This window comes from Methylobacter sp. BlB1 (assembly GCF_015476545.1).
Classification (GTDB): Bacteria; Pseudomonadota; Gammaproteobacteria; order Methylococcales; family Methylomonadaceae; genus Methylobacter.
This window is the reverse complement of the sequence record NZ_JADMKV010000040.1, coordinates 18,152-41,823: the sequence shown is the minus strand read 5'-3', so window position 1 is coordinate 41,823 and position 23,672 is coordinate 18,152. Positions and strand designations below refer to the sequence as shown.

23 protein-coding genes are annotated in these 23,672 nt (G+C 52.0%); 2 read left to right on the top strand and 21 right to left on the bottom strand.

Annotated elements, in window-relative coordinates; genetic code table 11:
• Positions 1-184: 184 nt before the first annotated feature.
• From IT781_RS14755 to IT781_RS14710, 10 genes are all read right to left on the bottom strand, one after another.
• Positions 185-766 carry a hypothetical protein gene (locus tag IT781_RS14755; RefSeq protein WP_194970938.1) on the bottom strand — a complete coding sequence of 194 codons (582 nt, stop codon included), beginning with the start codon at positions 764-766 and terminating at the stop codon, positions 185-187.
• A 172-nt stretch (positions 767-938) separates the two neighbouring features.
• Positions 939-1,436 (bottom strand): hypothetical protein, encoded by a 498-nt coding sequence (locus tag IT781_RS14750; protein WP_194970937.1) that lies wholly within the window; start codon positions 1,434-1,436, stop codon positions 939-941.
• Between the two features lie 378 nt (positions 1,437-1,814).
• A complete protein-coding gene (locus IT781_RS14745) occupies positions 1,815-1,994 on the bottom strand; it encodes a hypothetical protein (protein WP_194970936.1) in 180 nt (59 codons plus the stop codon).
• Positions 1,991-3,253, bottom strand: a complete 1,263-nt coding sequence (locus IT781_RS14740) for a TIGR02270 family protein (protein WP_194970935.1) — start codon at positions 3,251-3,253, stop codon at positions 1,991-1,993. The genes IT781_RS14745 and IT781_RS14740 overlap by 4 nt, the downstream gene beginning before the upstream one ends.
• A gap of 39 nt (positions 3,254-3,292) precedes the next feature.
• A complete protein-coding gene (locus IT781_RS14735) occupies positions 3,293-3,820 on the bottom strand; it encodes an SMI1/KNR4 family protein (RefSeq protein WP_194970934.1) in 528 nt (175 codons plus the stop codon).
• A 16-nt stretch (positions 3,821-3,836) separates the two neighbouring features.
• Entirely contained in the window at positions 3,837-4,715 is an 879-nt protein-coding gene (locus tag IT781_RS14730; protein WP_194970933.1) for a DUF4150 domain-containing protein, read from the bottom strand.
• Positions 4,716-5,774 carry a beta-ketoacyl synthase N-terminal-like domain-containing protein gene (locus tag IT781_RS14725; protein WP_194970932.1) on the bottom strand — a complete coding sequence of 353 codons (1,059 nt, stop codon included), beginning with the start codon at positions 5,772-5,774 and terminating at the stop codon, positions 4,716-4,718.
• Positions 5,767-6,834 (bottom strand): DUF2169 domain-containing protein, encoded by a 1,068-nt coding sequence (locus IT781_RS14720; protein WP_194970931.1) that lies wholly within the window; start codon positions 6,832-6,834, stop codon positions 5,767-5,769. Before IT781_RS14720 ends, IT781_RS14725 begins: the two co-directional genes overlap by 8 nt.
• Before the next feature lie 11 nt (positions 6,835-6,845).
• Complete coding sequence (locus IT781_RS14715; protein WP_194970930.1) at positions 6,846-7,355, bottom strand: DUF6484 domain-containing protein; 510 nt, start codon at positions 7,353-7,355, stop codon at positions 6,846-6,848.
• 3 nt (positions 7,356-7,358) lie between these two features.
• The gene (locus IT781_RS14710; RefSeq protein WP_194970929.1) at positions 7,359-9,545 is read right to left on the bottom strand and encodes a type VI secretion system Vgr family protein; all 2,187 of its coding nucleotides are present in this window, start codon (positions 9,543-9,545) and stop codon (positions 7,359-7,361) included.
• 325 nt (positions 9,546-9,870) lie between these two features.
• Here IT781_RS14710 and IT781_RS14705 point away from each other — a divergent pair, with 325 nt between their 5' ends.
• Complete coding sequence (locus IT781_RS14705; protein WP_194970928.1) at positions 9,871-11,349, top strand: type VI secretion system contractile sheath domain-containing protein; 1,479 nt, start codon at positions 9,871-9,873, stop codon at positions 11,347-11,349.
• Positions 11,350-11,820: 471 nt separating this feature from the next.
• Complete coding sequence (locus tag IT781_RS14700; RefSeq protein ID WP_194970927.1) at positions 11,821-13,179, top strand: autotransporter outer membrane beta-barrel domain-containing protein; 1,359 nt, start codon at positions 11,821-11,823, stop codon at positions 13,177-13,179.
• A 257-nt stretch (positions 13,180-13,436) separates the two neighbouring features.
• Here IT781_RS14700 and IT781_RS14695 read toward each other — a convergent pair whose 3' ends face one another.
• From IT781_RS14695 to IT781_RS14645, 11 genes are all read right to left on the bottom strand, one after another.
• Entirely contained in the window at positions 13,437-13,895 is a 459-nt protein-coding gene (locus IT781_RS14695; protein WP_194970926.1) for a DUF5991 domain-containing protein, read from the bottom strand.
• Positions 13,896-14,174: 279 nt separating this feature from the next.
• Positions 14,175-14,666: a hypothetical protein gene (locus IT781_RS14690; RefSeq protein ID WP_194970925.1), complete on the bottom strand. Its 492-nt coding sequence runs from the start codon at positions 14,664-14,666 to the stop codon at positions 14,175-14,177.
• A gap of 99 nt (positions 14,667-14,765) precedes the next feature.
• On the bottom strand, positions 14,766-15,149 hold the full coding sequence (locus IT781_RS14685; protein ID WP_194970924.1) for a PQQ-binding-like beta-propeller repeat protein: 384 nt from the start codon (positions 15,147-15,149) through the stop codon (positions 14,766-14,768).
• 191 nt (positions 15,150-15,340) lie between these two features.
• The gene (locus IT781_RS14680) at positions 15,341-15,502 is read right to left on the bottom strand and encodes a DUF4087 domain-containing protein (RefSeq protein ID WP_194970923.1); all 162 of its coding nucleotides are present in this window, start codon (positions 15,500-15,502) and stop codon (positions 15,341-15,343) included.
• 109 nt (positions 15,503-15,611) lie between these two features.
• Positions 15,612-15,929, bottom strand: a complete 318-nt coding sequence (locus IT781_RS14675; RefSeq protein WP_194970922.1) for a hypothetical protein — start codon at positions 15,927-15,929, stop codon at positions 15,612-15,614.
• 83 nt (positions 15,930-16,012) lie between these two features.
• Complete coding sequence (gene tssH / locus IT781_RS14670) at positions 16,013-18,745, bottom strand: type VI secretion system ATPase TssH (RefSeq protein WP_194970921.1); 2,733 nt, start codon at positions 18,743-18,745, stop codon at positions 16,013-16,015.
• A gap of 34 nt (positions 18,746-18,779) precedes the next feature.
• Complete coding sequence (tssG, locus tag IT781_RS14665) at positions 18,780-19,814, bottom strand: type VI secretion system baseplate subunit TssG (RefSeq protein ID WP_194970920.1); 1,035 nt, start codon at positions 19,812-19,814, stop codon at positions 18,780-18,782.
• On the bottom strand, positions 19,778-21,652 hold the full coding sequence (gene tssF / locus IT781_RS14660; RefSeq protein WP_194970919.1) for a type VI secretion system baseplate subunit TssF: 1,875 nt from the start codon (positions 21,650-21,652) through the stop codon (positions 19,778-19,780). Before tssF ends, tssG begins: the two co-directional genes overlap by 37 nt.
• 2 nt (positions 21,653-21,654) lie before the next feature.
• A complete protein-coding gene (gene tssE / locus IT781_RS14655) occupies positions 21,655-22,158 on the bottom strand; it encodes a type VI secretion system baseplate subunit TssE (protein WP_194970918.1) in 504 nt (167 codons plus the stop codon).
• Positions 22,159-22,247: 89 nt separating this feature from the next.
• Positions 22,248-23,042: a type VI secretion system accessory protein TagJ gene (locus IT781_RS14650; protein WP_194970917.1), complete on the bottom strand. Its 795-nt coding sequence runs from the start codon at positions 23,040-23,042 to the stop codon at positions 22,248-22,250.
• An 87-nt stretch (positions 23,043-23,129) separates the two neighbouring features.
• A complete protein-coding gene (locus tag IT781_RS14645) occupies positions 23,130-23,615 on the bottom strand; it encodes a type VI secretion system tube protein Hcp (protein ID WP_194970916.1) in 486 nt (161 codons plus the stop codon).
• Positions 23,616-23,672: the final 57 nt, after the last annotated feature.

Below are 23,672 nucleotides of genomic sequence, written 5' to 3'. Positions count from 1 at the left end.
TTCATGGCTTGGAATGATCTACTGTACATAATTCGCTTCTATACATAATGGCACTTATGCAAAGCTTTGCATAAGTGTCAAAAGCGGCCATTACAATCTCTGAGTGAATGGTAGAATAATTCCGCAAAGCGGTCATGCGTAACGATAAACTAAGCAGTGCCGAACACCTCTACCAAAGCATCTCTTAGTAACCCCTGAAGCGTTGCTTGAACTCGCTTGCCCGACCAAGAACCTCGTTCCTTACCCCAACGGCGAGTTTCTTTCCTTTATATCCGAGGTCGTCGTTTTGCTCGGGAGAGGTGACACTTTCTTTGTACCCATATATCTCAGCGTCGAAATAATAATATCGCTCACGTAAGGCTCTGGCAAAATCATCCGCAAAGACGGCCCCTGACCCACAGCCGGCAATTACTTCGGCTCTTCCCTCTGCGCCGCACGCGAATAAATTGACAACAATCCTATATTCGGTGGGCAAGCCGCTTTCTTGAATTCTCTCGCATAAATCATTCACAGAAAGCTCTTCTGTTGCGTCGCTGAACTTGTTGGCAACTTTCACGCATCCGACATTTCCATGTGCAAGGATATATAATTTGTCGTCTGCTGCCACTTTACTTAAGCAGCCGGCATTATCTCGGTTATTTGCATACCGCACAATTACAGTGCGCTTCCCCTTCCAGTCCTCGACAGATTTCCAAACTTGGGCCATTTTGAATACTTCATCATCATGTCCGCTGGAAAACGGGACAAACAGCCAGCGTGTGTACATAAGAATTCTCCTTGATAAGTTTTGGCTAGATATATTAGTAATGACCTAGGGGACAGGGGTGGGTTACGCACTGCGGATACGAGTAAGTATTATTTTGTGGCCTAACGTTCGCGTTCACCTGTGGGCGACAGCCGCAGGCTAGCGCACGTCGGGTGCAATGAGAGGGGTGGCTTCACCAGTCTTCATCGGTATCCGCGTCATTACCGTAGCATTTGGGTGTAGGGTTCGGATAATTTTTGATCGGCTCCCATGATCCTGACGCGGTTAGGAATTCAATATAGCTGGGCGGAATATTCTGAATTGCTGTGCATTCTTTATCACTCACAGCAGCTTGCATATTCGCGTATTCGTCGTAGGAGGCCGCATTCCTGACTATGATATTGATCATGCTATCAGGGAGAGTAATTCTTAGAAGGCGATGCTGGTCCGTCGTGGCATAACACTCTGCATACTTTTGGTTTCCGGTCAAGCACTGACCGAACGATGTGCTATCAGCTGCACTTAATACCCGCCCTGCTTGAGCGGCCGCAAATACGGTTGCCCCCCCGCTGGAATTGCGCTTCTTGGGGTCCAGGCCTTCATGTCTGATACCTGGACCGCGCTCGCATCGGATTAAACTCGCGCCTGTTATATGCGCATCCATCACTGCTTTGTAAAAGTAGTTCGGCATTTCATTCTATCCTTGTCTGATTGAGAAAGTTCGATTTTGCAAGCTTATCCACCCGTAGCTCGTTAGAAAGCCCACCTGACGCTACTACTGCGTAGTGGCATGACCGTCTAACAAGTCTTTAAATAAACCTTTTTAAGGTACAGTCTTTTCTATTTCACTGTCAAGTATGGTGTCTCAAGGTTAGATTTTCTAAACGGGATAACCAGCATTTATGCATGATAAATGGAGCTAGATAATTTCAAAAGCCACATTTTGAATGACCGAGAAGCACCTTAAACCGACATTCAAGGATCAGCATAAATAGACTGCTTAGGGTCGGCAACGGCCAATTCGATAAATTCAAACGGGGGCTGATAACACGATTGTTACCCCTATAACTCACTGGATTATCATCAAAACTAACGCCACAACAGCAAAGATAATAGCGATGCGCCGCCACACACGGGCTGAGGGAGATAATTTGCCCTTATTGCGCAGATAATCCCGCACTGAGAAAAAAGCGAAAAGCAAAGACAAAACGCCAAAGATCAGTACGGTCAGATTAGGCATCATTTTCATGCAGTATGCTGTAACAGACGCTGTTGCCGCCAGCCGGGAGCGCGGACTTCGAACAGCGCCTCGTTGGGTCTCATCAACGCCAATTCCAATGCAGCGGCAGTTCGCTGGTGCTGAAAACCTTCCCGCAAGACTTTTCGGCACTGACTTTCAGAGATCGGAGCACCCAGCAAATAGCGGCTTCCGGCCTGAAACCGGTGTTGTCTCGCAGCCCACCAGGCTTGGATCTTGGCCGGATCAGGCCAGGGCAAATCCTCGTCGCCGTCGAGTTCGACATCTTCGTCTTCCGGGCTTTCGCTAGGGCCTGATTCGAAACCTTCCGGCCGCTCGCCTTCCAGATTCTCATAAGCGATGTCGGCGCCCGTGATAAAACTGAACGACTCGCCCGCCAGCCGCGCCAGTTCCGGCGTTTCCATCTGCTTGATCAGCCAGGGTACGTACAAAGGATCGCCCACCATTCCCGTACCGGCAATCAGATCCCTTTGCCGTTCCGGATACTGTGCCATGCCTTTCAACAAGGGCGCCGAGTTCTCAATCGGCATCGCGCGCAACAACATGGGCAGAGCGCCAGGAAATTGCCCCGAGCCGGTCACCATGACTACCTTGAGAACTTCCAGCGCATCGCTCCGATTACCCAGCAGCACCGCCGACCATGCGGCCCAGAAACGTATTGAGGCATCCTCGGCATGAAAACAATTGCGGAGATCGTAAATCAGGTCACGGCGTTTCAGCTCTCCCACTGCTCGCAAAGCACGGGCACGGAGCAGTGGCGGGGCATCATGGTCTTGCATCCAATTATCCAGAATATTGCCCGGATTCACTCGATGAACCGCGCAGGCGGAAAGGCCGATAAACCGGTGGAAGTTCGAGCCGGAATCCAGCAGAAGTTTTACCGTTCTCGCCAGTTTGGAAGGTTCAGTCCAGCCAAAAGCCGAAACCAGTCCCTTAGCTACCTCAGCCGAATCTTCGGCAATGCTTACGACTTTGGCTAATTTTTGCGGGTTCTTGCTTTCCAGAGCCAGTAACCCGGCAGTAAACACTTCACCGGCCTCGCCGATTTCCAGCGCCTGTTCGCACAGATTCCAGCCTTCCGGTCCGGCAATTCGCAAGCCATCCAGATGGGCTTCTACACGATTGTCGAGTCTGGTTAATTCACTTAATTTATAGTGAGGCGCTTTAACTGCCCGATTGCGGAGAAACCAGAGAAAAGCCGCTTCTTCGGCGTGTTGTTCAACGACGTGGGGAATCGCGGCAGCAAACATAAGCTATAACTTTTCCAAATAAAGGGAAACCCGATTAATTTAGGGCATATCCTGGTTCATGGAAGCCAATTCATCATATTCATCAACCGACTCCTCCAGCCATTCCAAAAAACTCGCAACTTCGGCTTCTTCACCGTTATGGTGCTGGACGAATCGCCATTCCCCGCGAGGATCGATAACCTCGGGATCTAACAAATATTTAGTCGCAGTCACGGATGACACACCAATAACCAGGCTTCTGGCCGCCACCTCATCCCCACAAGATTCCATTTTTTTTTGCCATTCAGATATCTTCTGCTTGCGCGGGCCGTTAAGCAAATCCTTGACTGGAAGGAGATCCAGCCCTCCATCGATCATGCGCCAGCCATTAAACATCTCGAGAAAGTGTCTGTACGATGGCGGCAGCGGTTTCCCGATTGCCGCCTCAAGCGCCGATATCTCTTCCTGAGAGGATGGAGGCCCTAATTCCTGCTCATCAGGAAGGCCTATTGAATCATAATATTTTTTGCGGGCGGAAATGCCTTTTTCGACGGCGCGCCTGATACGGTCTTCGATGCTCTGATCCATTTTATCCTCAAGTTCGCTAGCAGTTCTTGGTTGTGAAACCGGTCGGGTTTGGTGTTGTATTCCGTTGTTCTTTTATCTGTCGCCCGGATGCGCCGTTCACTTCACGATCCAGCCATAGAAACGGCCCCTGAGCCCGGCCACCCAGTTGCATTTCATGAATGTGGTCCGCCTCCATATTGTTTCCGAGCGGATCGTTTGTTTTTGCACAGTCATCGTAGAATTTTTTTGGCTGCTTGGCCGGGTTGGAGGAATCCGGCCAGCCTTCCGGCGCCGGTTTGTTCCAGTCGCGAGCGAATTTTGCGGCCCATCCGTTGCCGGCTTTACGTTGCAGTGTCGGCTTGCCGTCTTTGTATGTATTTCTGGGTTTGATCTTTCCCTGCTTGGCAAGCGAGTCCAACTGATTGGCCTTGGCTTGCATCTGCGCTTTTTGACACGGCGTCCAGCCAGGCTCGCACTCGAGCACGATCATGCCTACAGGGGTAGGAGCAAGGATTGCACCGGCCAGATCGACGGTATTTTCATGATTCTGGAATTTTTTGTCTGTCAGCCGGCAGACATTTTTGCCGTCCATCTTCACATCAAACGAATAAAGAATCCAGGTGGACTCCTTAATGAAAGTGCTGGATTTGACGCCGCCGATAGAACCCGGCTCATCACCATTGGACAGCGAAAATTCCGAACCCTTGATCGCAATCATCATACCGCCATCGGCCTTAACGGTGGTTGTACCTTTGGCTAATGTCGCAGACTGGGAAATGTTCGGATAAGGAATGGGCACCGGGCCGCCTGGAGTCGGGGTCTTGCAGACATCGGGAATGGTCGCAGTGGAGATGGCGTTACTGCCTTTATGCACCAGCGAATTGGCTACCCCGTTCACCTTAATTGTTACAGGCATTTAAACCGATCTCCTCACTTCCAGAATGCTTGCCGCACGTTCGCCGCCTTCGGAACTGGCCCAAGCGAATGCCACGTTGCCATTTGAATAATTTTTGCTGCCGGCTATTGCGGCAAGTCCAATGTAGAGCGGCCCGCTGGCGGCGGAAACGTCGCCCCAACAATCTGCCGGGGCGACAAAGTCGGATACCGACTCAAAATACTCCTTGGTCCGCAAACAGGTAAAACCATATTCGTCGCCCCGATAAGGTTCGCCGTTCATATCACAATAGACATCGGTCACCTTGACGCCTTCGGGTAATGCCTGCAGGGCGGTGCGGAAAGCCTGAGTAAGACCTTCGCCGACGCAGACTGTCTCAGTCTTGATGCGTTTGGGCTCAAACGCCGAGCCCAAGCTAAGCAAACGCGCCAGAGGCTGAAGGCGCAGCCGTACAACAAATTCGTGCCGCATGACCAAAATCGCGCCGGCCGCTTCCCCTGGAATAAACCCCCAGGCATTGTTGAGCGGACCGGCTCCATGCAGCTGGTCGCATGCTTCCAACCATTCCAACGTCTCGGGTTCCAGATACGAATCGACTCCGGCTACCACACAAGCATCGAATGCGCCCTGAACAAGCTGTCTCGCTGCGGCTTCAAGGGCCAATAGTCCGGCGGCATGTCCATTGGGAAATGCGGCAACGCTTGCAAAAGTACTACGGTACTTTTCTGCCAGTGCATTCATGAGCATAGGTTGAAAATTCTCAGGCAATCCGGGCCGCTGACCGGGCAGGCCCAGCGACAGCGCGGTACGTGGACGCAGTGACTGCGCCTCGGCAATGGGGGCAAGAGCCTGGTCAATTGCCGGAAACAGCAATGCCTTAAATCGTTCCACACCCGTGATGTCGATATCCAGCCAGGGCGCTATCGCGGCACACATCGGCTCGCCAGCCGTGTCGATCATATAAGGATGTTGCGTGAAGCCGCTGATTCCCGCCCGTACTGCCGCAGCGCTAGACCAGGCATTGCGTCCGACCGGCGTGCAGGCCCCTAACCCAACAACATAGATTGCCGTACTACTCATCTTGCCCCATCTCCAGCGCAGCATCATCAGTCATAGCGTTTCCCTCTCTCAAATTAGTCTTGAGGGTTACGACGGTACGTTCCAGCTTTTGTACTTTGAAGTGGCACGGCAAAGCCGTATGCCAGACTAAGGAAACGCGCGGAAAATCCGGCTCCAGGATGACTGTGTGCAGATTGCGCGTTTTATGGATTTCGCGGCTGCCGTCATAAAAACGGGTTTCGAAGCCCAGATAAATTTTGGGCAGCACAAAGCGCAATAAATTTCCGCTGGGCGTCAGGCCGCTGAGCGCGACGGGTTCTCCGCCCTTTAAGAAACCTGGGGCCTGTTGATCAGCCGGCGCACATTGATAAAAGCGGTCATCGAAATCTTCCGGAAGGAGAGGCTGACGATTTTTCATCCAATTGTCATCATAAGTGCCTGCGAACGATACGCGCGGTTGCCAGTGGCAGCTGACAGCCCCAAAGCCGGCCGGGTCCGGCCGATCACTGCCCGACTGAATAAGCTGATTCGGATATTCAATATTGGGTAACGCTACACCTGCCAGATTCAGCCAAGAAGCCGCGTATCCGGTGCCTACAGGATTGCGCCAATCGAAATCCCGCTCCGGATTGTCCGATGCATGGTCCACCCCGCCAAAGGCCCGTTCGTATATTAAGGGCATTTTTTCGAAAGGTTTCGGGGCTGACAAACCGCCTTCAGCATCCCAATGACGATCGCCATAAATGCGAAGCATCTTTGTAATAGGCCCTACCCGAAAGCCGGCATCCAGACAAGTTACCGTATAACCGATAGGGGCGTATGCATGGCCGATGACTAGCACATCGGTAGTTTTTTTTGTTAAAACAAGATCGGCCTCGTACTTTATGCTGCTCTTGCCCGGCTCGCCGTAATATTCAGGAATGCGCAGCACCGGAGGCTGCTCCTTCGAGATTTCGACGGAACCATCCGGTTTGATGTCAAATGTTGCCTTGACTGCTACCAGCCAGATCTCGGCGCCATCGCGATCACGGACCCATCCTCGCTCAGCGGCAAAAGGCGTACGGTTATCAATTTGCCACATGAGAATACATATTAATTGATGTCAACCGCCGCACCCTTAATCTTGTTGTATCCGCTTGACCGACTCAGTACATAAGCGCCTTTGAGAAGCACTTTTCCCGCGGCAGTCAAAGTAACGCTTGCTTCGCCGCAGCGGAGCACGATTTCTTTTTGCGCAGTAAGCAGTAATCTTTCGCCGTCAATCTGAATATCGACAGAGGAGGCAGGGATGCCGCCTGATCGGTGATCGACCAGCAGATTTAGAATGACCGGTTTTTCCGGATCGCCATCGGCAAAGGCCAGAATCACTTCACGGCCTGTATTGGTCTGCGACAGCGGCACGCCTGTTAGCGCCCGCAGCGCTTTTCCCTGCTTATTGTTTGGAAAATTTACCATCGGCAGGCCATTTTCGAAACCTTCCAAGCGGCCGATCACAACACTTGGCAGAGAGGGCGTCTGAGGAGGGCTTACCGCTTCATCGTTGACTTGTTCGCCAGCGTGTGCCGATGGACTTTGAAATTTGATAACCGATTCTGCCGCCATTTTCTAGTTCTCGCCAATTTTGCTGCCTTTGATGACCACATTACTGTCTGCCTTGGCATTGATCTTGCCGGAACCGCGGATGGTAATATTTTTACCCTTGATAGTAATGTCGCCATTTTTTTTCATAGTAATACTGGCATCTCCTGTTTTTATAACGATGGAATCGCCTGCATTTATCATTAAGTTTTTACCTACATCAAGGCTATCATCCTTGCCGACCGAAGCGCTCCGGTTATCACCGATACTGGAACTCTGATTTTTTCCTACCTGAATGGACTGGTCGTTGCCAACATCCATTGAATAGCTGTTGCCAATGGTGGTCGCCTGATTGAGTCCTACGCTGACTGTTCTAGCCGCGCCGACCACAACCTCCTGAGCGGCGCCGATGGCAATGGCCTCATTGATACCCACCGCGCGCGTCCTGTTTAATCCAACGGTAATGGTCTCATTCTGGGCAACGGTTTCCGTGCGGTTCATGCCGATGTCGATGGTTTCATTGGCGCCAACGGTTTCCTTGCGATTGACGCCGATAGTGATGGTTTCGTTGTTATCGACAGTTTCCGTGCGGTCATGCTTGATATGGGAGGTTTCGTCGTGATCGATGGTCTTGGTGCGATCATGGCCTACCCAATGCGTTTCATCGTTCTCGACTTCGATGTCCTGATTTTTTTCGGCATGCAGATAAACCTGCTCCGAACCTTTCTTATCCTCGAAACGGAGTTCGTTGCAGTTGGCGCCAGAACCGCCTTTTGAGGAACGGGTACGAACACCGCTCTGTGTGGCGTTGGCCGGCAATTCGAAAGGCGGCATCATATCGGCGTTGTAGACGCTGCCAATGATGAGCGGCTGGTCGGGGTCGCCTTCCAGGAATTCTATGACGACTTCATGGCCGATGCGCGGAATGGAAATCATGCCCCAGTTCTTGCCAGCCCAAGGGTATGAGACCCGTGCCCAGCATGAACTGTCCTGGTCTTTATTCCCGTAGCGGTCCCAATGAAACTGGACCTTTACCCGGCCGTACTTGTCGGTATAGATCTCCTCGCCGGCAGGCCCCACCACAACGGCGGTCTGAGCGCCCCGGACATAGGGCTTCGGCGTACTGCGCCGGGCACGGTAGGGTCGCTTGTTGTCCTGAACGGTAAAACTGCAATCGAAGAGCTTCTCTTCGCTGGCCGCGGATCTGGAAGAATACTCATCCAGCAGTAAATGATAGTTAGCTGAGACCACCAGATATTCGCGGTTCTGGTCCTGGCGCGGGAATTCCTGCAGCTTGAAGCGGTAGCCGGCGGCCAGACCACGGGCGTTGCATTTACCCTCGCAGCGTTCGAAGCGGGCATGGTGTTCCTCGATACGCTGACGAACCAAATTATCGCCCGCGCTGGTTTCCGTATAACGGCCCGGGTAATCGAAGCGTTCATACTCGGCATGAGGGTGGGAGTTTTTGAGGATAGACTTGACCAACAGATTGGCTTTGGGCTTCTTGAAGTCGTAATCGGTCAGTTCATAGGCGCCCGGCTGGACTTCGCGCGCGAAGATCCAGTCGTGGATGTGATCCTTGCGGGTGCGGTCCATCGGGCCGGTTTCGACATGGTAGGGGATGTCGTCATAGCCTGGAAACGGGTCATGGGCATTGTTGGAATCGGCCAGCACCAGATGATGCTTGTCCTTCTCATGGCTGAAATAGTAGTAAATCCCCTCCTCTTCCATCAGCCGGCTGACGAAGTTGAAGTCGGTCTCGCGGTATTGCACGCAGTATTCGCGGGGGACATAGCTGCCGACCAGCCTTTCTTCAAAGTCACTGAAGCCGCGGTCCTGAAAGACTTGCTTGATAATCTCGAGCACGGATTTGTTCTGGAAGATCCGGCAGTTGGAGGTGCGGGTCAAAAACCACAGCCAGGGCCGGACTGTGGCATGATAGCGGGAAAGCCCGTTCAGATCGCCCCACTGTCCGAAGCGGCTGACAAAGCCATGGAAGTAGCGCCAGCTGCCGTCTTCCAGTTGCAGCCTGATAGTGAGCGGTTCGCCCAGCAGTTTTTCGGGATCGATAGCCCGGTCTTCACTGACCAGCTCCACGCTGTATTCGAATGGCTCGCTCAAGCCCTCCCGGCCATGCATCTGGTAAAACAGCAAAGTATCTTCGGCAAGTGATGTAAAGACCTGAATCTTACGATTTTTTTGTGTAACCGCCATGGAGCTTGATTCCTGGAACAAGAGTGCATTCAACACTGAGCGTCAGCGTATAAGCGATCGATACCACTTTTTGCCGTTTATACCATTTTCTCTATCCAGCAAATATTATTAGAAAGCTGATGAAAGTCAATGCAAATTGGTTTAGTGCAATTTGATATAGCTTGTTCTAAACCCGATAGAACAAGTGGAGGGATAGGTTGCAAGAATAATTATACAAGTAATCAAAGCGGCTCCTAACTACAAGCTCAGCAAGAGACTTGCACATGGGTGAACATCGAATTATCTTAAGCACAAATGCTTATTTTCGATCACTTAAGGAGCCCTTATGCCCGGACAATTAAAGTTCGACTTCCGTTTCAGCACTGCCGCAGACAAGAAGGCTGCATCCGCCGCAGATTCGCCCATGCGCATACTGATGGTGGGCAATTTCAGCGGGCATCGTCATCCTGATGCGGCATTGAAGAATCGGAAAATAACCAGCATAGACATTGATAATTTTGACGAAGTCATGTTCCAATTGAGCCCCGTACTGAACTTTCAGGACTTGCAGACCGAAGTCGTCTTCCACTGTCTCGACGACTTTCACCCTGGTCATCTCTATAAGGAACTGGATGTTTTTCATCGCGTGACTCAGTTGCGCCAAAGCCTGCAGAATCCTGCAACTTTTGCACAAACGTCGGCAAAGTTGATGGGGACGGCCAATGTACCGTATGACGCCGGACAATCTGTCGAGACAACTCCGGCTGAGGATCAGAACGCATTGTTTGAGCGTCTGCTCGGGAAAGCGCCTGCGCAGCAACCACACCTGCAAAGTTCTCTGGACCACTTGTTTAAAAACATCATAGCGCCCCATATCGTTGAGAAGATCGATCCGCGCCAGCCCGAACTAATAGCCGAGGTCGACCGGGCAACTAGCGCATTGATGCGCTCCCTGCTGCACCATCCTGACTTTCAGTCTCTTGAAGCGCTGTGGCGATCCGCTTATGAACTGGTTTCCCGACTCGAAACGGGCGAATCACTGCAGTTGTACCTGCTCGACATATCACAGGCTGAATTGGCTCAGGATCTTCTGAGCGCCAGCGAGAATCTGGAAACCTCGGCCGTCTACCAATTGCTGGCCCGGCAGAGCATTGACCAGCCCTGGTCGGTGATAATAGGCGATTATACTTTCGCAGCCGCCCGACAGGATGTACAAACACTGTCAGCCATGGGCGCTATCGCCGCCCATATTGGTACGCCTTTTCTGGCCGCCGCCGACAGCAGTCTTTTAGGTTGCGCTTCGCTCGCCCAGCCTTCCCCTCCCTCGACATGGAATGGCAACTTTGAATTCATGGCCGTATGGCAAGCATTGCGTGAAAAACCTTATGCGCGATGGCTGGGCCTGGCGTTGCCCCGGATTCTTTTGCGCCTGCCTTACGGTAGGAAAACCGACCCGATCGACAGTTTTGAATTTGAAGAACTGACTATGCCGGACGAGCACGAGGCTTTTCTGTGGGGCAGCCCTGCTTTCGCCTGCGCAAGATTATTAGCGGAAAATTTTCAGGAGACCGGCTGGCCGCTGTCGCCCGACCGGCACTTGAATGTCGACGATCTGCCCGCCTACAGTTATAAACAAGACGGCGAAACGCTCATGCAGGCCTGTGCGGAATGGTACCTGCCTGAAGCCACGGCAGAAGCAATGCTTGAGCGAGGCGTCATGCCGTTGCTGAGCTATCGGAACCGCAATTGCGCACGGTTGTTGCGATTTCAATCAATAGCTGCGCCTCTAGTCGGGCTTGCCGGAATCTGTAGCCGAGAAGATTGACTCACGTAGTCCCAGCCTTGAATAATGTCACGATATATGTACATGCTGGAAAGCTCTCATCCATTAGAATTATGATTACTGCCGGAAAACGGTTTCCAAACGTTCAGGGCGAGGTTACAAACCTCGCCCTGCTCAATAGATTCTGCTCATTATCTAACTTTTACGAGCCACATCAACTCTTTCATACCCCAAATTTCAATCAAGCCATTAACATTGCAGGACGTTACGGTTTTAAGGCTCCGTTTGTCGGTGGATTGCCAAGGCAAATCCTCCTTACAGCTTTCAGATTCAGTAATGCGGTTCTCGGATTTTATCTATAAAATATGTTAGATGAATTTAACAATGATCAGTTAGCTTAAAATCAAGCAGAGACTGAGATTCATCCTGTGCGGTGTCTCACCGCGCGATAACAATAAAACATAATGCGCTGCTTCATGCCAAATGAGCGCAACATAAAGGGGGAACTTTCTAATGAAAAAAATTTTATTTCCGTTGCTGGCATTTACTCCGACAGCCTGGGGGGCTCTCAGCGGGGCTTATATCGCCCAAGATGGAACTCAATTTCCTGTCGCCGACGTGACTTCCGCACTTAGCCATACAGAAGCTGCAAGTGCGTTTGGCGACTACCAAACAAGCAAAGGTTTTACTGATTTCGCGTATCGCATAACTGACGCCGTGGAAGGAGCAGTTTTCGAGTGGAATACAGCTACTGATACTATGACTTGCAGCTCACCCAGAGGCTCGTCTTCACTGCCGTTTGAGTCGCCATCAGATGCCGCTATCATTGAATTCCAAAACAATTGCTTTCCTGTTTTATCCGGCGGCCATGCGACAGAAGAGCAGCAAGCCATCAATGCAGTCAATGCCGCAACGACTATTAATTTGCAGCTTAACCGTAGCACAACCCAGATGAGCCGCTCGCTGCAATCAATGCGCACATTGAGGCAAAACCCGAATTCTTCTAACGCGGGCGGGGGCGCAGGCGATGGCTATGAGCTTGTGGGACCATTTGGCCTTTATGTCAATTCCGGCGGTACATTCGGCAATGTTGAGAGCAACAGCACCGCGGCAGGGTTTGACTTATATACCAGGAATTTTAACGGTGGCGTTGATTTAAAAATCAGCGACCGTTTGTTTACGGGCTTGTTATTTGGCTATACCAGCTCATCAGCGGAAGTCGTGAATTCGGGTGGCCGCCTGGATGCCGATACTTTCAGATTTTCACCTTTTGTGACGCTATTGCCAACTGAAAATACCTATATTGACATTGCAGCTGGGTATGCGAGCCATGACAATCGTTCAAAGCGCAACTGCGCAGCGTGCGCTACTTCGGCGAATGCAGCCTTCCGTACAGACGAATACAACATCCATACGGGACTGGGATACACGCATAACTTTGGAGCATGGAGTTTACGCGGATACGGTGAAGCGTCAGCTATTTATATGGATATTAGCGGTTACCAGGAAAGCGGAGATGCCCGTACTGGCTTGTTAAATGTGCCGAACCAATATGTTACGTCAGTAACCAGCACATTTGGCACCGAATTGAGCTATGCCTGGAGCCTGCCTTTCGGCGTGATCACCCCGCGAGTCACTGGCGAATGGGTGAGAGAGTACGCCAATGATGCCCGAGTGACTCAGGCCCTGATTCAAGGCGGAGGCAGCACTTTAATCACGTCGAATTCACCCGAGACAGATTGGGGTAATATCGGCGCCGGTGTTCTAGTGACATTACCGAACGGATTGTCGGCCATGTTTAACTATCAATCCCTTATTATGTCTGACGCTGTTAACCATACTATTGAAGGCGGGGTGCGTTTCGAATTTTAACCGGATTATTCTTTAGTACGTCCAAACATGGAATGATAATCTTAAAGTCAAGTTATTCCATGTTTTAGGAAGCGATGACAGGCGCGCTATTTTCTTCCATTAGCGGATATTGGGTTGCCAACATGGCAACCCAATGCGTTCTTAGTCCAGGCTTTCCGGCCTGGCGCTTATCAAGGAGAGCCCTTCGCAGCAATTAAAAGACGGATTGCCTTTCAGCAAATCCGCCTACAACTCTTTGAACAGCATATTTTCAACGATTATTTGACCATTTCCGCCTTTACGAAAAAGCTTCCCTTCGTCTTTTCAATATTATCCGGCTTTAGTGACTGCCAAGTGGTTAATACTTTATCCTGTGAGCGTTCCAAACTAAACAAGACTTCGCCAACCTGATATTGCTGAACGCCATACTCATTTTCAATTTTTCCATTACCATAAGACACAAAGGCGATTTGCTTACCCACAGAATCGGATACTGCTCTACAAATAATTTTCTCCGAAATCTGATAACCATTAACTACCAGCGAACAAGAACCGTCAGCTTTGATACGCAAATTCATATCAATTACTATAGGACTACCGCCAAAGCTTTTTCCAAGCTGATACTGGTACAGGTAATCTCCTTCCCACTCAAAAGACTCCTGGCTCATACAAGCATGAGAAGTGAGAAGTAATGCAATTGTCATTATTAGAAATTTGGCCCAAGATAGATATTTCATCGTGTCACCCTATATATCTTTTTTTAGGCCTTTTTGATACTTTTGCATTACTAATGAAGATATCTCCGCAAGTGTGATTTTGCCGTCTTTGTCTTTATCAAAACCAGCATTTTGCTTTTTACTACTTGGGCTAAATCGGGAGAAACTCTTAGCCCTTATGCAATTAGTATGACTTTCCTTTTAAAGACATCACTGACTTTTGCTCTCCACGCAATTTTCTCAAAACATCCCAATGCAAAGTATAAAACTTTGCCCATTGTGCTTCTATCGGCTACGGCATCAGTCTAATTGATGTTCTAATTCATCAGCTTTCTTCAGATAAAACGAGGCAGATTCTTGGCTCCCCAGGCGCTTTAGCCGTTTACTGTAGGTCCTCGCCGCAGTTGCCGCATTGCGAAAAGCGTTGATAATGATATTGCGATCAAGATCAGGCAATAATTCTCCATGAGAAAATTGCCCTGCAATATAGCCATCATCGCAATCAATAACCCCTAAAGATATTTCACCATGCTCAAGATTACCTAAAAAAAGCAACGTACTTAGCCCATCTTTGTATGCTCGCAATACACCTTGCCCATGTGCCTTCCCATTTTGACAGCCTCCATCCCATACAACAATTCTGTCTTGCCACTCGGGCGGGGATATAAATTTACAATCTTCTCTGCCTGCTATTTTATTTAATTCCTCGGAGACAACTGGAGTTGGCGTCAAACTTAAGAATAGCAAAGGCATAACAGCCAGAATTAATTTCAAATTATTGAACAATCGCATGGAGATCACCGCAACTCATTAAAAACATTAATGATTAATTACTTCAAGTTGGGAAGCCATTTTTCTAAGAGAGAACGACTTACCTCAAAATGCATTGATCTATTGAGGAATTTTAATCGGCCCCAACGTATCTATCAGGGTCTCGGAAACTTGATCTGAAGTTTTATTGATGAGATCAAAAATAAAGCGTCTGCCAGTTTCATCTTCAATTTCTAGTGCATCACGCCCCGGAATCAGGGCCATGCTTTTGAAATAAATACCTATGCTATCAACACCGGATTCGGACTGATCCGATACTTCATAAACTTTCACCATCCAAAGGCGTTCCCCAGTCTTCACGTCAATTGCAGTCAGATATCCTCCGGGCTGATCGCCACCGTGGTCGTAACTTTGCATATCCTGTTCATAACGGATTCCGTTGCGCTCTATCGGAGCGACCACTGGCGGAGCGGGGCGACTATTAGATTGAAAACCTGGACACATGAGGTTTTCTTCTTTTATTTAGCCCGTTGGATGGGCTGCGCTTTTCTAACCATCAACTTTGCTATAAATAGTAAGCAAACGATGAAGCTGTTTACCATCCAAATCCAACCCTACCACGCTATTCGCCTTGCGGACTTGGTTCTTCCAATGATTTATCATGTCGGCAGACTGAAAGTGGTTTTGAAATAGCTTTAAAAAATTTCAATAATTTCTTGAGATTCCTTATTCACTGTTGCTCTCAAACACGCGCATCCATACCCATAGCTGCCTACTCCTGTTTGCACCCATTCTGATTTTTTAAATTTTGGCCAGTCACCTTTTGCTTCATATTGCCTTTGAATAGATGTGGACATGATGATTTTTTCATACCCCCCCCTGCAGAGATAGGTAGAACTATTTGTTTGATCACTTTAGCTTTCAGTAAAAAGCGGATTGCCTTTCAGCAAATCCGCCCTACAGTTCTCAGCCTCCGTTCCAGATGCTAGTGCCACGGTAATTGGCAGTCTTACCGCCGGGCGCATTGATTTCGCCAATAGGCACGCTACCAGTATTACCCCAGCGCGTAGCTATCGACTGCAATAGCGTGGTGTAAAAAGCCTTCGTATCAGAAGTATAAGCACCGGAATCATGTGGATTGCCCAGAAAATAATAGTATGGGCCTTCTTTGGCCTTGCCGATCATACGCTCAATACTAAAGCCTCTGAATAAACCCTGAAGGTGGATTTCGCGTCCAGAGTAAGCAATTTTATTGTAAGTATATTTCCCGCTCCAGTCTGTCATAGTGATTTCCTCAAGTTGATAGCCAAAAATGCGCTTCTTTCGTTAGCACATACTATATTTATGTTTATTGATAATAGGACAGTCTACTCAAACCCGTACCCAAAATCCCCATCCTGCACGCTCACATGAACCCGCTCGATCGGTTTGCCTTCCATCATCCGTGTTAAAAACTCCTCGCTGATCCGCGGCAACACGGTATTGGTCAAAATCGCATCGATCATGCGGCCGCCGCTTTCGACTTCGGTGCAGCGGCTCGCGATCAGCTTGATCACGTCATCGTCGTAAGTGAACGGCACCTTGTGGCTTTCAGCGATGCGCTTCTTGATCCGGCCGAGCTGCAGGCGGGCGATCGCGCCGATCATTTCGTCGCTGAGCGGATAATAAGGAATCACGACCAGACGGCCGAGCAGGGCCGGCGGGAACACTTTCAGCAGCGGTTCCCGCAGCGCCTTGGCAATGCCTTCCGGTTCCGGCATCAGTTCCGGATCGCGGCACAGTCCTGCGATCAGGTCGGTGCCGGCGTTCGTCGTCAGCAGAATCAATGTATTCTTGAAATCGATGACCCTGCCCTCGCCGTCTTCCATCCAGCCCTTGTCGAAGACCTGGAAGAAAATCTCATGCACATCGGGATGGGCTTTTTCGACCTCATCCAGCAGCACGACGCTGTAAGGACGCCGCCGGACCGCTTCGGTCAGCACGCCGCCTTCGCCGTAGCCGACATAACCCGGAGGCGCGCCTTTCAGGGTCGATACGGTGTGCGCTTCCTGATATTCGCTCATGTTGATGGTGATGACGTTCTGCTCGCCGCCGTACAAGGCTTCGGCCAGGGCCAGCGCCGTTTCGGTCTTGCCGACGCCGGAGGTGCCGGCCAGCATGAAGACGCCGATGGGCTTGTTGGGATTGTCGAGGCCGGCGCGCGAGGTCTGGATTCTTCGGGCGATCATGTCCAGGGCATGGCGCTGGCCGATGATGCGCTGTTCCAGGTTGTCGGCCAGATGCAGAATGGTTTCGATTTCGTTTTTAACCATGCGGCCGACCGGAATGCCGGTCCAGTCGCCGACCACGGAGGCAACGGCCTGCGCGTCGACGCTGGGCAGGATCAGCGGCGTTTCGCCTTGCAGTTCATGCAGTTTCGCCTGCAAGGTTTTCAGTTCTTCCAGCAACTGTTCGCGCGGCACACTTGCCGTTGCTGGGGCGGATTCGGCTTCGGCCATCCGGTCGGCGGCTTTTTCAAGCGGGCTGTCGGTGCCTTCCACTTTGCCGGTCTGATCGCGCAACTGCTTGCGGATATCGAGTATGCTTTTGACCAGTTCGCGCTCGGCATTCCAGCGTGTTTCCAGTTTGCTCAGGCGCTCTTTTTCCGCACCGAGCTTTTCAGCGGCGACCGTTTCGCGGTCCTTGATGTCGATGCCGACCGCTTTCTCGCGGCCGATAATGGCCAGTTCGGTTTCCAGCGCCGCGATGCGTTTGCGGCAGTCGTCCACCTCGGCCGGTACGGCATGCTGGCTGATCGCGACGCGGGCCGAAGCCGTATCGAGCAGGCTGACTGATTTATCGGGCAACTGGCGGGCCGGAATGTAGCGGTGCGACAATCGGACCGCCGCTTCCAATGCCTCATCGAGCACCTGCACCTGATGGTGTTTTTCCATGACCGACGCCACGCCGCGCATCATCAGAATGGCCTTTTCCTCGCTCGGCTCGTTGACCTGCACGACCTGGAAGCGGCGCGTCAGGGCTGGGTCTTTTTCGATGTGCTTTTTGTATTCGGCCCAGGTTGTCGCGGCGACTGTGCGCAGCGTACCGCGCGCCAGAGCCGGCTTCAGCAGATTGGCCGCATCGCCGGTGCCGGCTGCTCCGCCCGCTCCGACCAAGGTATGGGCTTCATCGATGAACAGGATGATCGGTTTTTCCGAGGACTGAACTTCTTCTATGACCTGGCGCAGGCGGTTTTCGAATTCGCCTTTCATGCTGGCGCCGGCTTGCAGCAAGCCGACATCGAGCGTGCGCAGCGACACATCGCGCAAGGGCGGCGGCACGTCGCCTGCGACGATTTTCTGCGCAAAACCTTCGACGACAGCCGTCTTGCCGACGCCGGCCTCGCCGGTCAGGATCGGATTGTTCTGGCGGCGGCGCATCAGGATATCGATGACCTGGCGAATTTCCTCGTCGCGCCCGACGATCGGGTCCATTTTGCCTTGCCGCGCCTGCTCGGTCAGATCGACCGTAAACTGCTTCAAGGCTTCCTGCTTGCCCATCTGCGCCGGCGACATGGCGCCGCTGGCCTCGCCCGGAACGGCGCCGCCGCCGACCTGAAAGCCGTCGCTGGCGCGCAGGCCTTCTTCCGGCGAGCCGCTGACGATTTCGGCAAAACGTTCGGTCAGAGTCTCAGGCTTGATCTTGTCGAATTCCCTGGAGATGCCTTGCAGGGCATGCGTCAGCCCTTTGGTTTTCAGAATGCCGACGACCAGATGCCCCGAGCGGACTTGCGATTCGCCGAACATCAGCGTGCCGTATACCCAGCCGCGTTCGACAGCTTCCTCGACATGCGAAGACAGATCGGAAATGGACGTGGAGCCCCGGGGCAACCGGTCGAGCGCATCGGTAAAGTCCTTGGCCAGCCGGGAGGGATCGAGATTGAACTGACGGATGATTTTATGCAGATCAGAATCCTGCAGCTGCAGAATCTGATGCAGCCAGTGCACCAGTTCCACATAGGGATTGCCGCGCATCTTGCAAAATACGGTTGCGCCTTCTATCGCTTTGTAACAGACGCTGTTCAGCTTCCCGAACAGCGCCACACGACTGATGTCTGACATTTCACGTCTCCCAATTTGTTTGTTTTTATTGTGCTTACGCTGCGCCCAGGCTGCCCCAGAAAGGATTCAGCATCAAATCGTCAGCATCTGTATTCTCATGCCGCTCGCCCAGCCAGCTTGTCCAGCCCAGCCCCGTCTGTCCGTCCAGCCGCGCGCCCGGCACTTGTTCTTTTTTCAGGACCAGATTGACATCCCAGACCAGTTCGTCGCCTATGTAATTGCGGACTATCGCTATTAACTGCCCGATCCTGTAGCCGTTCGGCAACAGGCTCTGGTATTCCGCCAGGCTCAACGGTCCCAGGCGGATTCGGAACTTATGCTGGCATGACCAGACCCGCGATCCCAAAATCGCCGACATGCCTAATTCGCCGGTTCTGGGCGTCTCGCCCAGGCGCGTCAAGTCCGATTCCTGGATATCCAGCCATTCGCCGACGAATTCTTCGATGCCGACCGTCAACCTGAAATAGTCCGCCAGCATGGCCCTCAGCCCTTCGGCATGTTTGGCCTGGCAGGACAAGTAGCCCGTATAGTAGAACTTGGCCAGATCGGGCATGGCATCGCGCTCGTGCAGGGATTCCAGGCCCAGCCCGGCCAGCGAGCCGATATAACCGGAAAAGCGGTCGGATTCGGGCCGATCGAAACTGACGACGGGCTCCGTGTCGGCCCAGGCGCGATAAAACAGGCACAGCATGCGATGGTGGAATATGTCGGCAAAACGCGCCAACGTATGATCGCGGTAATGATGAATTCTTTCGCGAACGTATTCGGTCAGATGCAGAGGCAGCGGCCCATTGGTGCCGAACAGACCCAAGAAGCGCCCGGTCAGCCGCGGAGGAAGTCCGTCCTCACCCGGCGTGAATGAACTGAGCGTGGAGGATTCGAACGACAGCGACACTTCCTGCCCCAGCCTGATCGGATCATCGACGGGGCGGGCCGAATGGCCCAACCGGGGCTTGTCCTTATAGGCGCACTCCAGAAGGCGCATCAGCTGGAAAAAGCCGTATTTATACGGCGCTTTGCTCAGTGACTCTTCTAGAGGATGTGGCGTTGCCCGATTCTCGTCGGCCATCGCATTACCTCGCCCCGGTCGCTGGTTTTCAGCACCGTTTCCGTAAATGAATTGATTGATACATACTGAGCGAAGAACTGCTCCAGCACGGTGCCCAGCAAGAATACGCCGCTCCCCTCAAAGGCCGACTCATCGACATTGATCAATACTTCCAAACCGCGCCCGAACACGATCGGCCCTTTGGTATTGATACGGCGGACGATGGACTTGGATTGAATCGATAACACGCCCTCGATCTGCTTGCGAGAGCCTGGATCACTGTCGCCATACAACGACAGCAGGTTACGAAACGCCATGGCGCCTTCTTTTTCGTCGTTATCGACGATCGATAAATAGTTCAGCGACAGATGGCTAATCAGTTTCCATGCGGTATCCTTATGCGCATTGGACGGGCGCGGCTTGGTCGGCCCCGATAGGCACCGTATGGATTGAACCGGAGCGCCGGTCTGAATCGTAAAATCAGTCGCTCCTACGCCGATGGGCAACTGCAGCGGCAAATCGCGGTTCGTGCACAGCGTGGCAAGGCCGAGCTGCTTCAGCTCGCTTCTAAAAGGCGCCTCATTGGCATCTACCAACGAGATATATATTTCATTGCCGGTATAGCTGGAGCGGGGGCCGTATTGCCGTAGCTTGGACGAAATGACGCGCGGCGCCCGGTGTAGCGTATAGTAGGCTCTCTTATGCTTGTGCCTGGCATCGGCGCTGGCTTGATAAAAAGGCAGGAATTCCTGCTTATCATCGGCTGTGCCGCCGAAACCCGTAACTTCCTTCACCTGATAAACTTCATAATCCAATGGCCGGGTCCGGTCGGGAACGACATGATATTCGGCGGTTTGATTGGTCAAATGAATCCGGTCGGTCCTTTTGGGAAAGATATTGACGGCCGGCGTACAGAACAAGGCAAACCGTGACGCATCGACCGAATTGATCAACCGGGGGTTGCTGCGATTGAGCAGGATGATGATGTCCAGTTCGTTGTCGGCGCACTGCCGCACGGCTTCCTGCAACTGCGTCAATTCAACGAACATAAAACGCTCGGGAAAGGCAAAATACTCCTGCAGTAACCGATAGCCCTGGAATGAACGCGAGACATAAGGCAGCAGCGCCTGATTGTCTTCAAATCCCAGCGGCTGAACGGCGGCGTTCTTGATGACGTGTTGCCAGGCGGCAGGCCGTTGGGTCGGCTGCACGACTACGGCAATCGCATTCGCCAGTATCTGTTCATAAATCTGCATGGGCAATTCGCCGACACCGCGCAGATAGAGCGGCAGATTATTCAGGGCGATCTGGTTGAATTTCAGTCCCGCCGTCGTTCTCAGGCGCAATCGGATGCCGGCTTTCAGTCCGGGCAGGCTCGATACGCCGAGGTTGGCGACGGCGCCGGCACCGGGCAGATATTCAGCTTCCACCAGTTCCAAAGGCCATAAAGTCAGATCGTGGGCCGTGCGGTATTCGCAGGCGGTCTGCTCGCCTTTGCCGATCTGGCTGCGCAAAGCGGTCTCCCGAAGGATCGGAAATCCTTCGTTGAGCGCCCCCTCGGACAGATCCGGCTGAAACTGCACGACCGTCATGGACGGCGTAGGCGCCAGATAATGCGGATAGACCATTTCCAGCAGATGCTGGGTAAAGCGCGGAAACTCTGCATCGACCTTGAGCTGGACACGCGCCGCCATGAATGCGAAGCCTTCCAGAAGACGCTCCACGTAAGGATCTGCGCATTCGAATTCGTCCAGACCCAGCCTGCCGGCAATCTTGGGAAATTCGCGCGCGAATTCGCCGCCCATTTCGCGGATATGCTGCAACTCGCGGTTGTAGTATTTCAGTAAGCGAGGATCCACAGCTAGCCTCCTCTGTCCATGATTTCCATGTTGCCGGTCTCAAGATCGAGTTCTGTTCTAAGGTAGAGGCGCAACGGTAACGGTTGCGCCCAAAGATCGCCTTCTATGTCGAAGGTCATGGCATTGTGATTCATCCGGTCATCCGAAGCGGTCACCGTGACCTTGACCGAATCGCGCAGGATTCGAGGCTCAAAATCCCAAATGGCCTGTCGGACGCAACGCTCTATTTCCTGCACATCGGCGCCCGATAACGTTGTGCCGGCCAGATCGGGAATGCCGTAGTTGATTACTGAACCGGCGACTAAAGGATAATCATCGAGATTCTCGACCGCAGCCAAACGGCCTGTATTCAACAGCCAGCCCATATCTCTCAATACGCCCTGCCGCAACCGGCTCAGCGACAAGACGCGCTGTTCGCGCGATTCCTGAGTCTTATCGGGCGCGTCGTCGGTCAGCCGATCCAATAGCGAAGGCTGCAAACGTTCTTTCTGGGTTAGCTCGGCCATGGTTTTTATTCTCTACAGGCACCCCATGCGGGATAAAAAAGCGGGCAAGAAGCGTTCAAGGTTGCGTTCGAATAAAGATAGGTTGGCGATTAGTCAATATTAAATTTAATTTCACGGACATCCATTAGCGCATAGTCGTTTTCGTCCGTACTCAATAACCGTTGCCCCAAGCCGATGAATGATTCTTCAGCCTGCTCCAGCCACTGCGTCTTGCGGGCCAGACGTATTGCCGGATCATTGGCGGTTTCGGAACCGGGATAACGTGTTGGGATCAAGCCGAAGGCTTCGCCGCCGTTCGCCCAGACGAAATGCGCCGGCATCCAGGCAAAATCGCGCAGATCGGCCGGTTCCTCAATATGAATCTCGTGAATCTGATGGAATGGAACCCAGTAATAATGACCATTGACTATCGCTTCCAGCATGGGCCCCAGGCGGGTGTCGGCATCGGCTATCCAGTTAAAGGCATTGCTGTTGATTGATCCCGGCGTTGCGGGCGCCAGGTCAAAAGCCTGATCGCGCAGATTTCTCGCTTCCGCGAACCGATTGTCGGCGTTCAGTTTAAGCGCTTCCTGAAGCAGCGCGATCCACTGTGCCGGCTCACCAAAAACCACAGGCGTTTTATGGCCTGAGAAGATATCCTTGCGCAAAACTTCGCATCGAATAGCTTCCCTGTAAGTCTGCACCATAGGCAGATTCGCCGCATCGAGCTCGCCCGCCACATTCAGTTGCGTCAGTGCGCGATCCCATTCGCCGAGAATCGACAAAAGCTGAAATAGAAATGTTCTGAGTTTAGGATTGGCAGGGTCTTTACGAACCTGATTTTGTAATTCAGCCAGCGCTTCCTGAAGCCGGCCTTCCTGTAAATGCTGCTCTGCAAGGTTCATAAACTTTCCTGCTGCTGATAAAAACGCTTTGAATTTGTTAGCCGTAAAAAACGCGAAGAAGGATATGCCTTCTTCGCGCTCCCGACTTTAGATTTTTACGTTTTCAGCGATATTCCATTTAGTCTCAATCGCGCCGCCGTCTTTTGAACCGTCCGCTTTTTGAGGCTGGTAGGCGTATTCGAATTCAGCGAAGTTCAGGCTGACATTTTCCGTCAGTCTGTCTTCACCGCCGCTGCCGCCCGTGCTAACAGAGGTCACGATGACTTCCTTCATCTTGATCACGATATATTCCAGAGGCGTTTCGCCGGCTTTGCGCACGACCAGTGTGGCCTCGGGATAATGCTTGCCATTGCAGCAAGCCATGATCAAAGGCGCGGAAGATTTATCGACATATTTGGTTAACGATATATCCTGCACGCTGACTTTGCCAGCGCCGCCGCCGCCGCCTGTATGCGTGGTGCCTGATTGCGACATCCCCCAGCTCCATGCCAAAACGTCAATCTCATCCTTGTGCGTTTTATCGCGCGATTCACCTTTCACATCGCCGATTTTAATAAACATATCAACAGCCATTTGTCTCTCCTTTTATTTTTAAGACATCAAAAAAAAGCCAGAAGCGTCGTCCTTAAT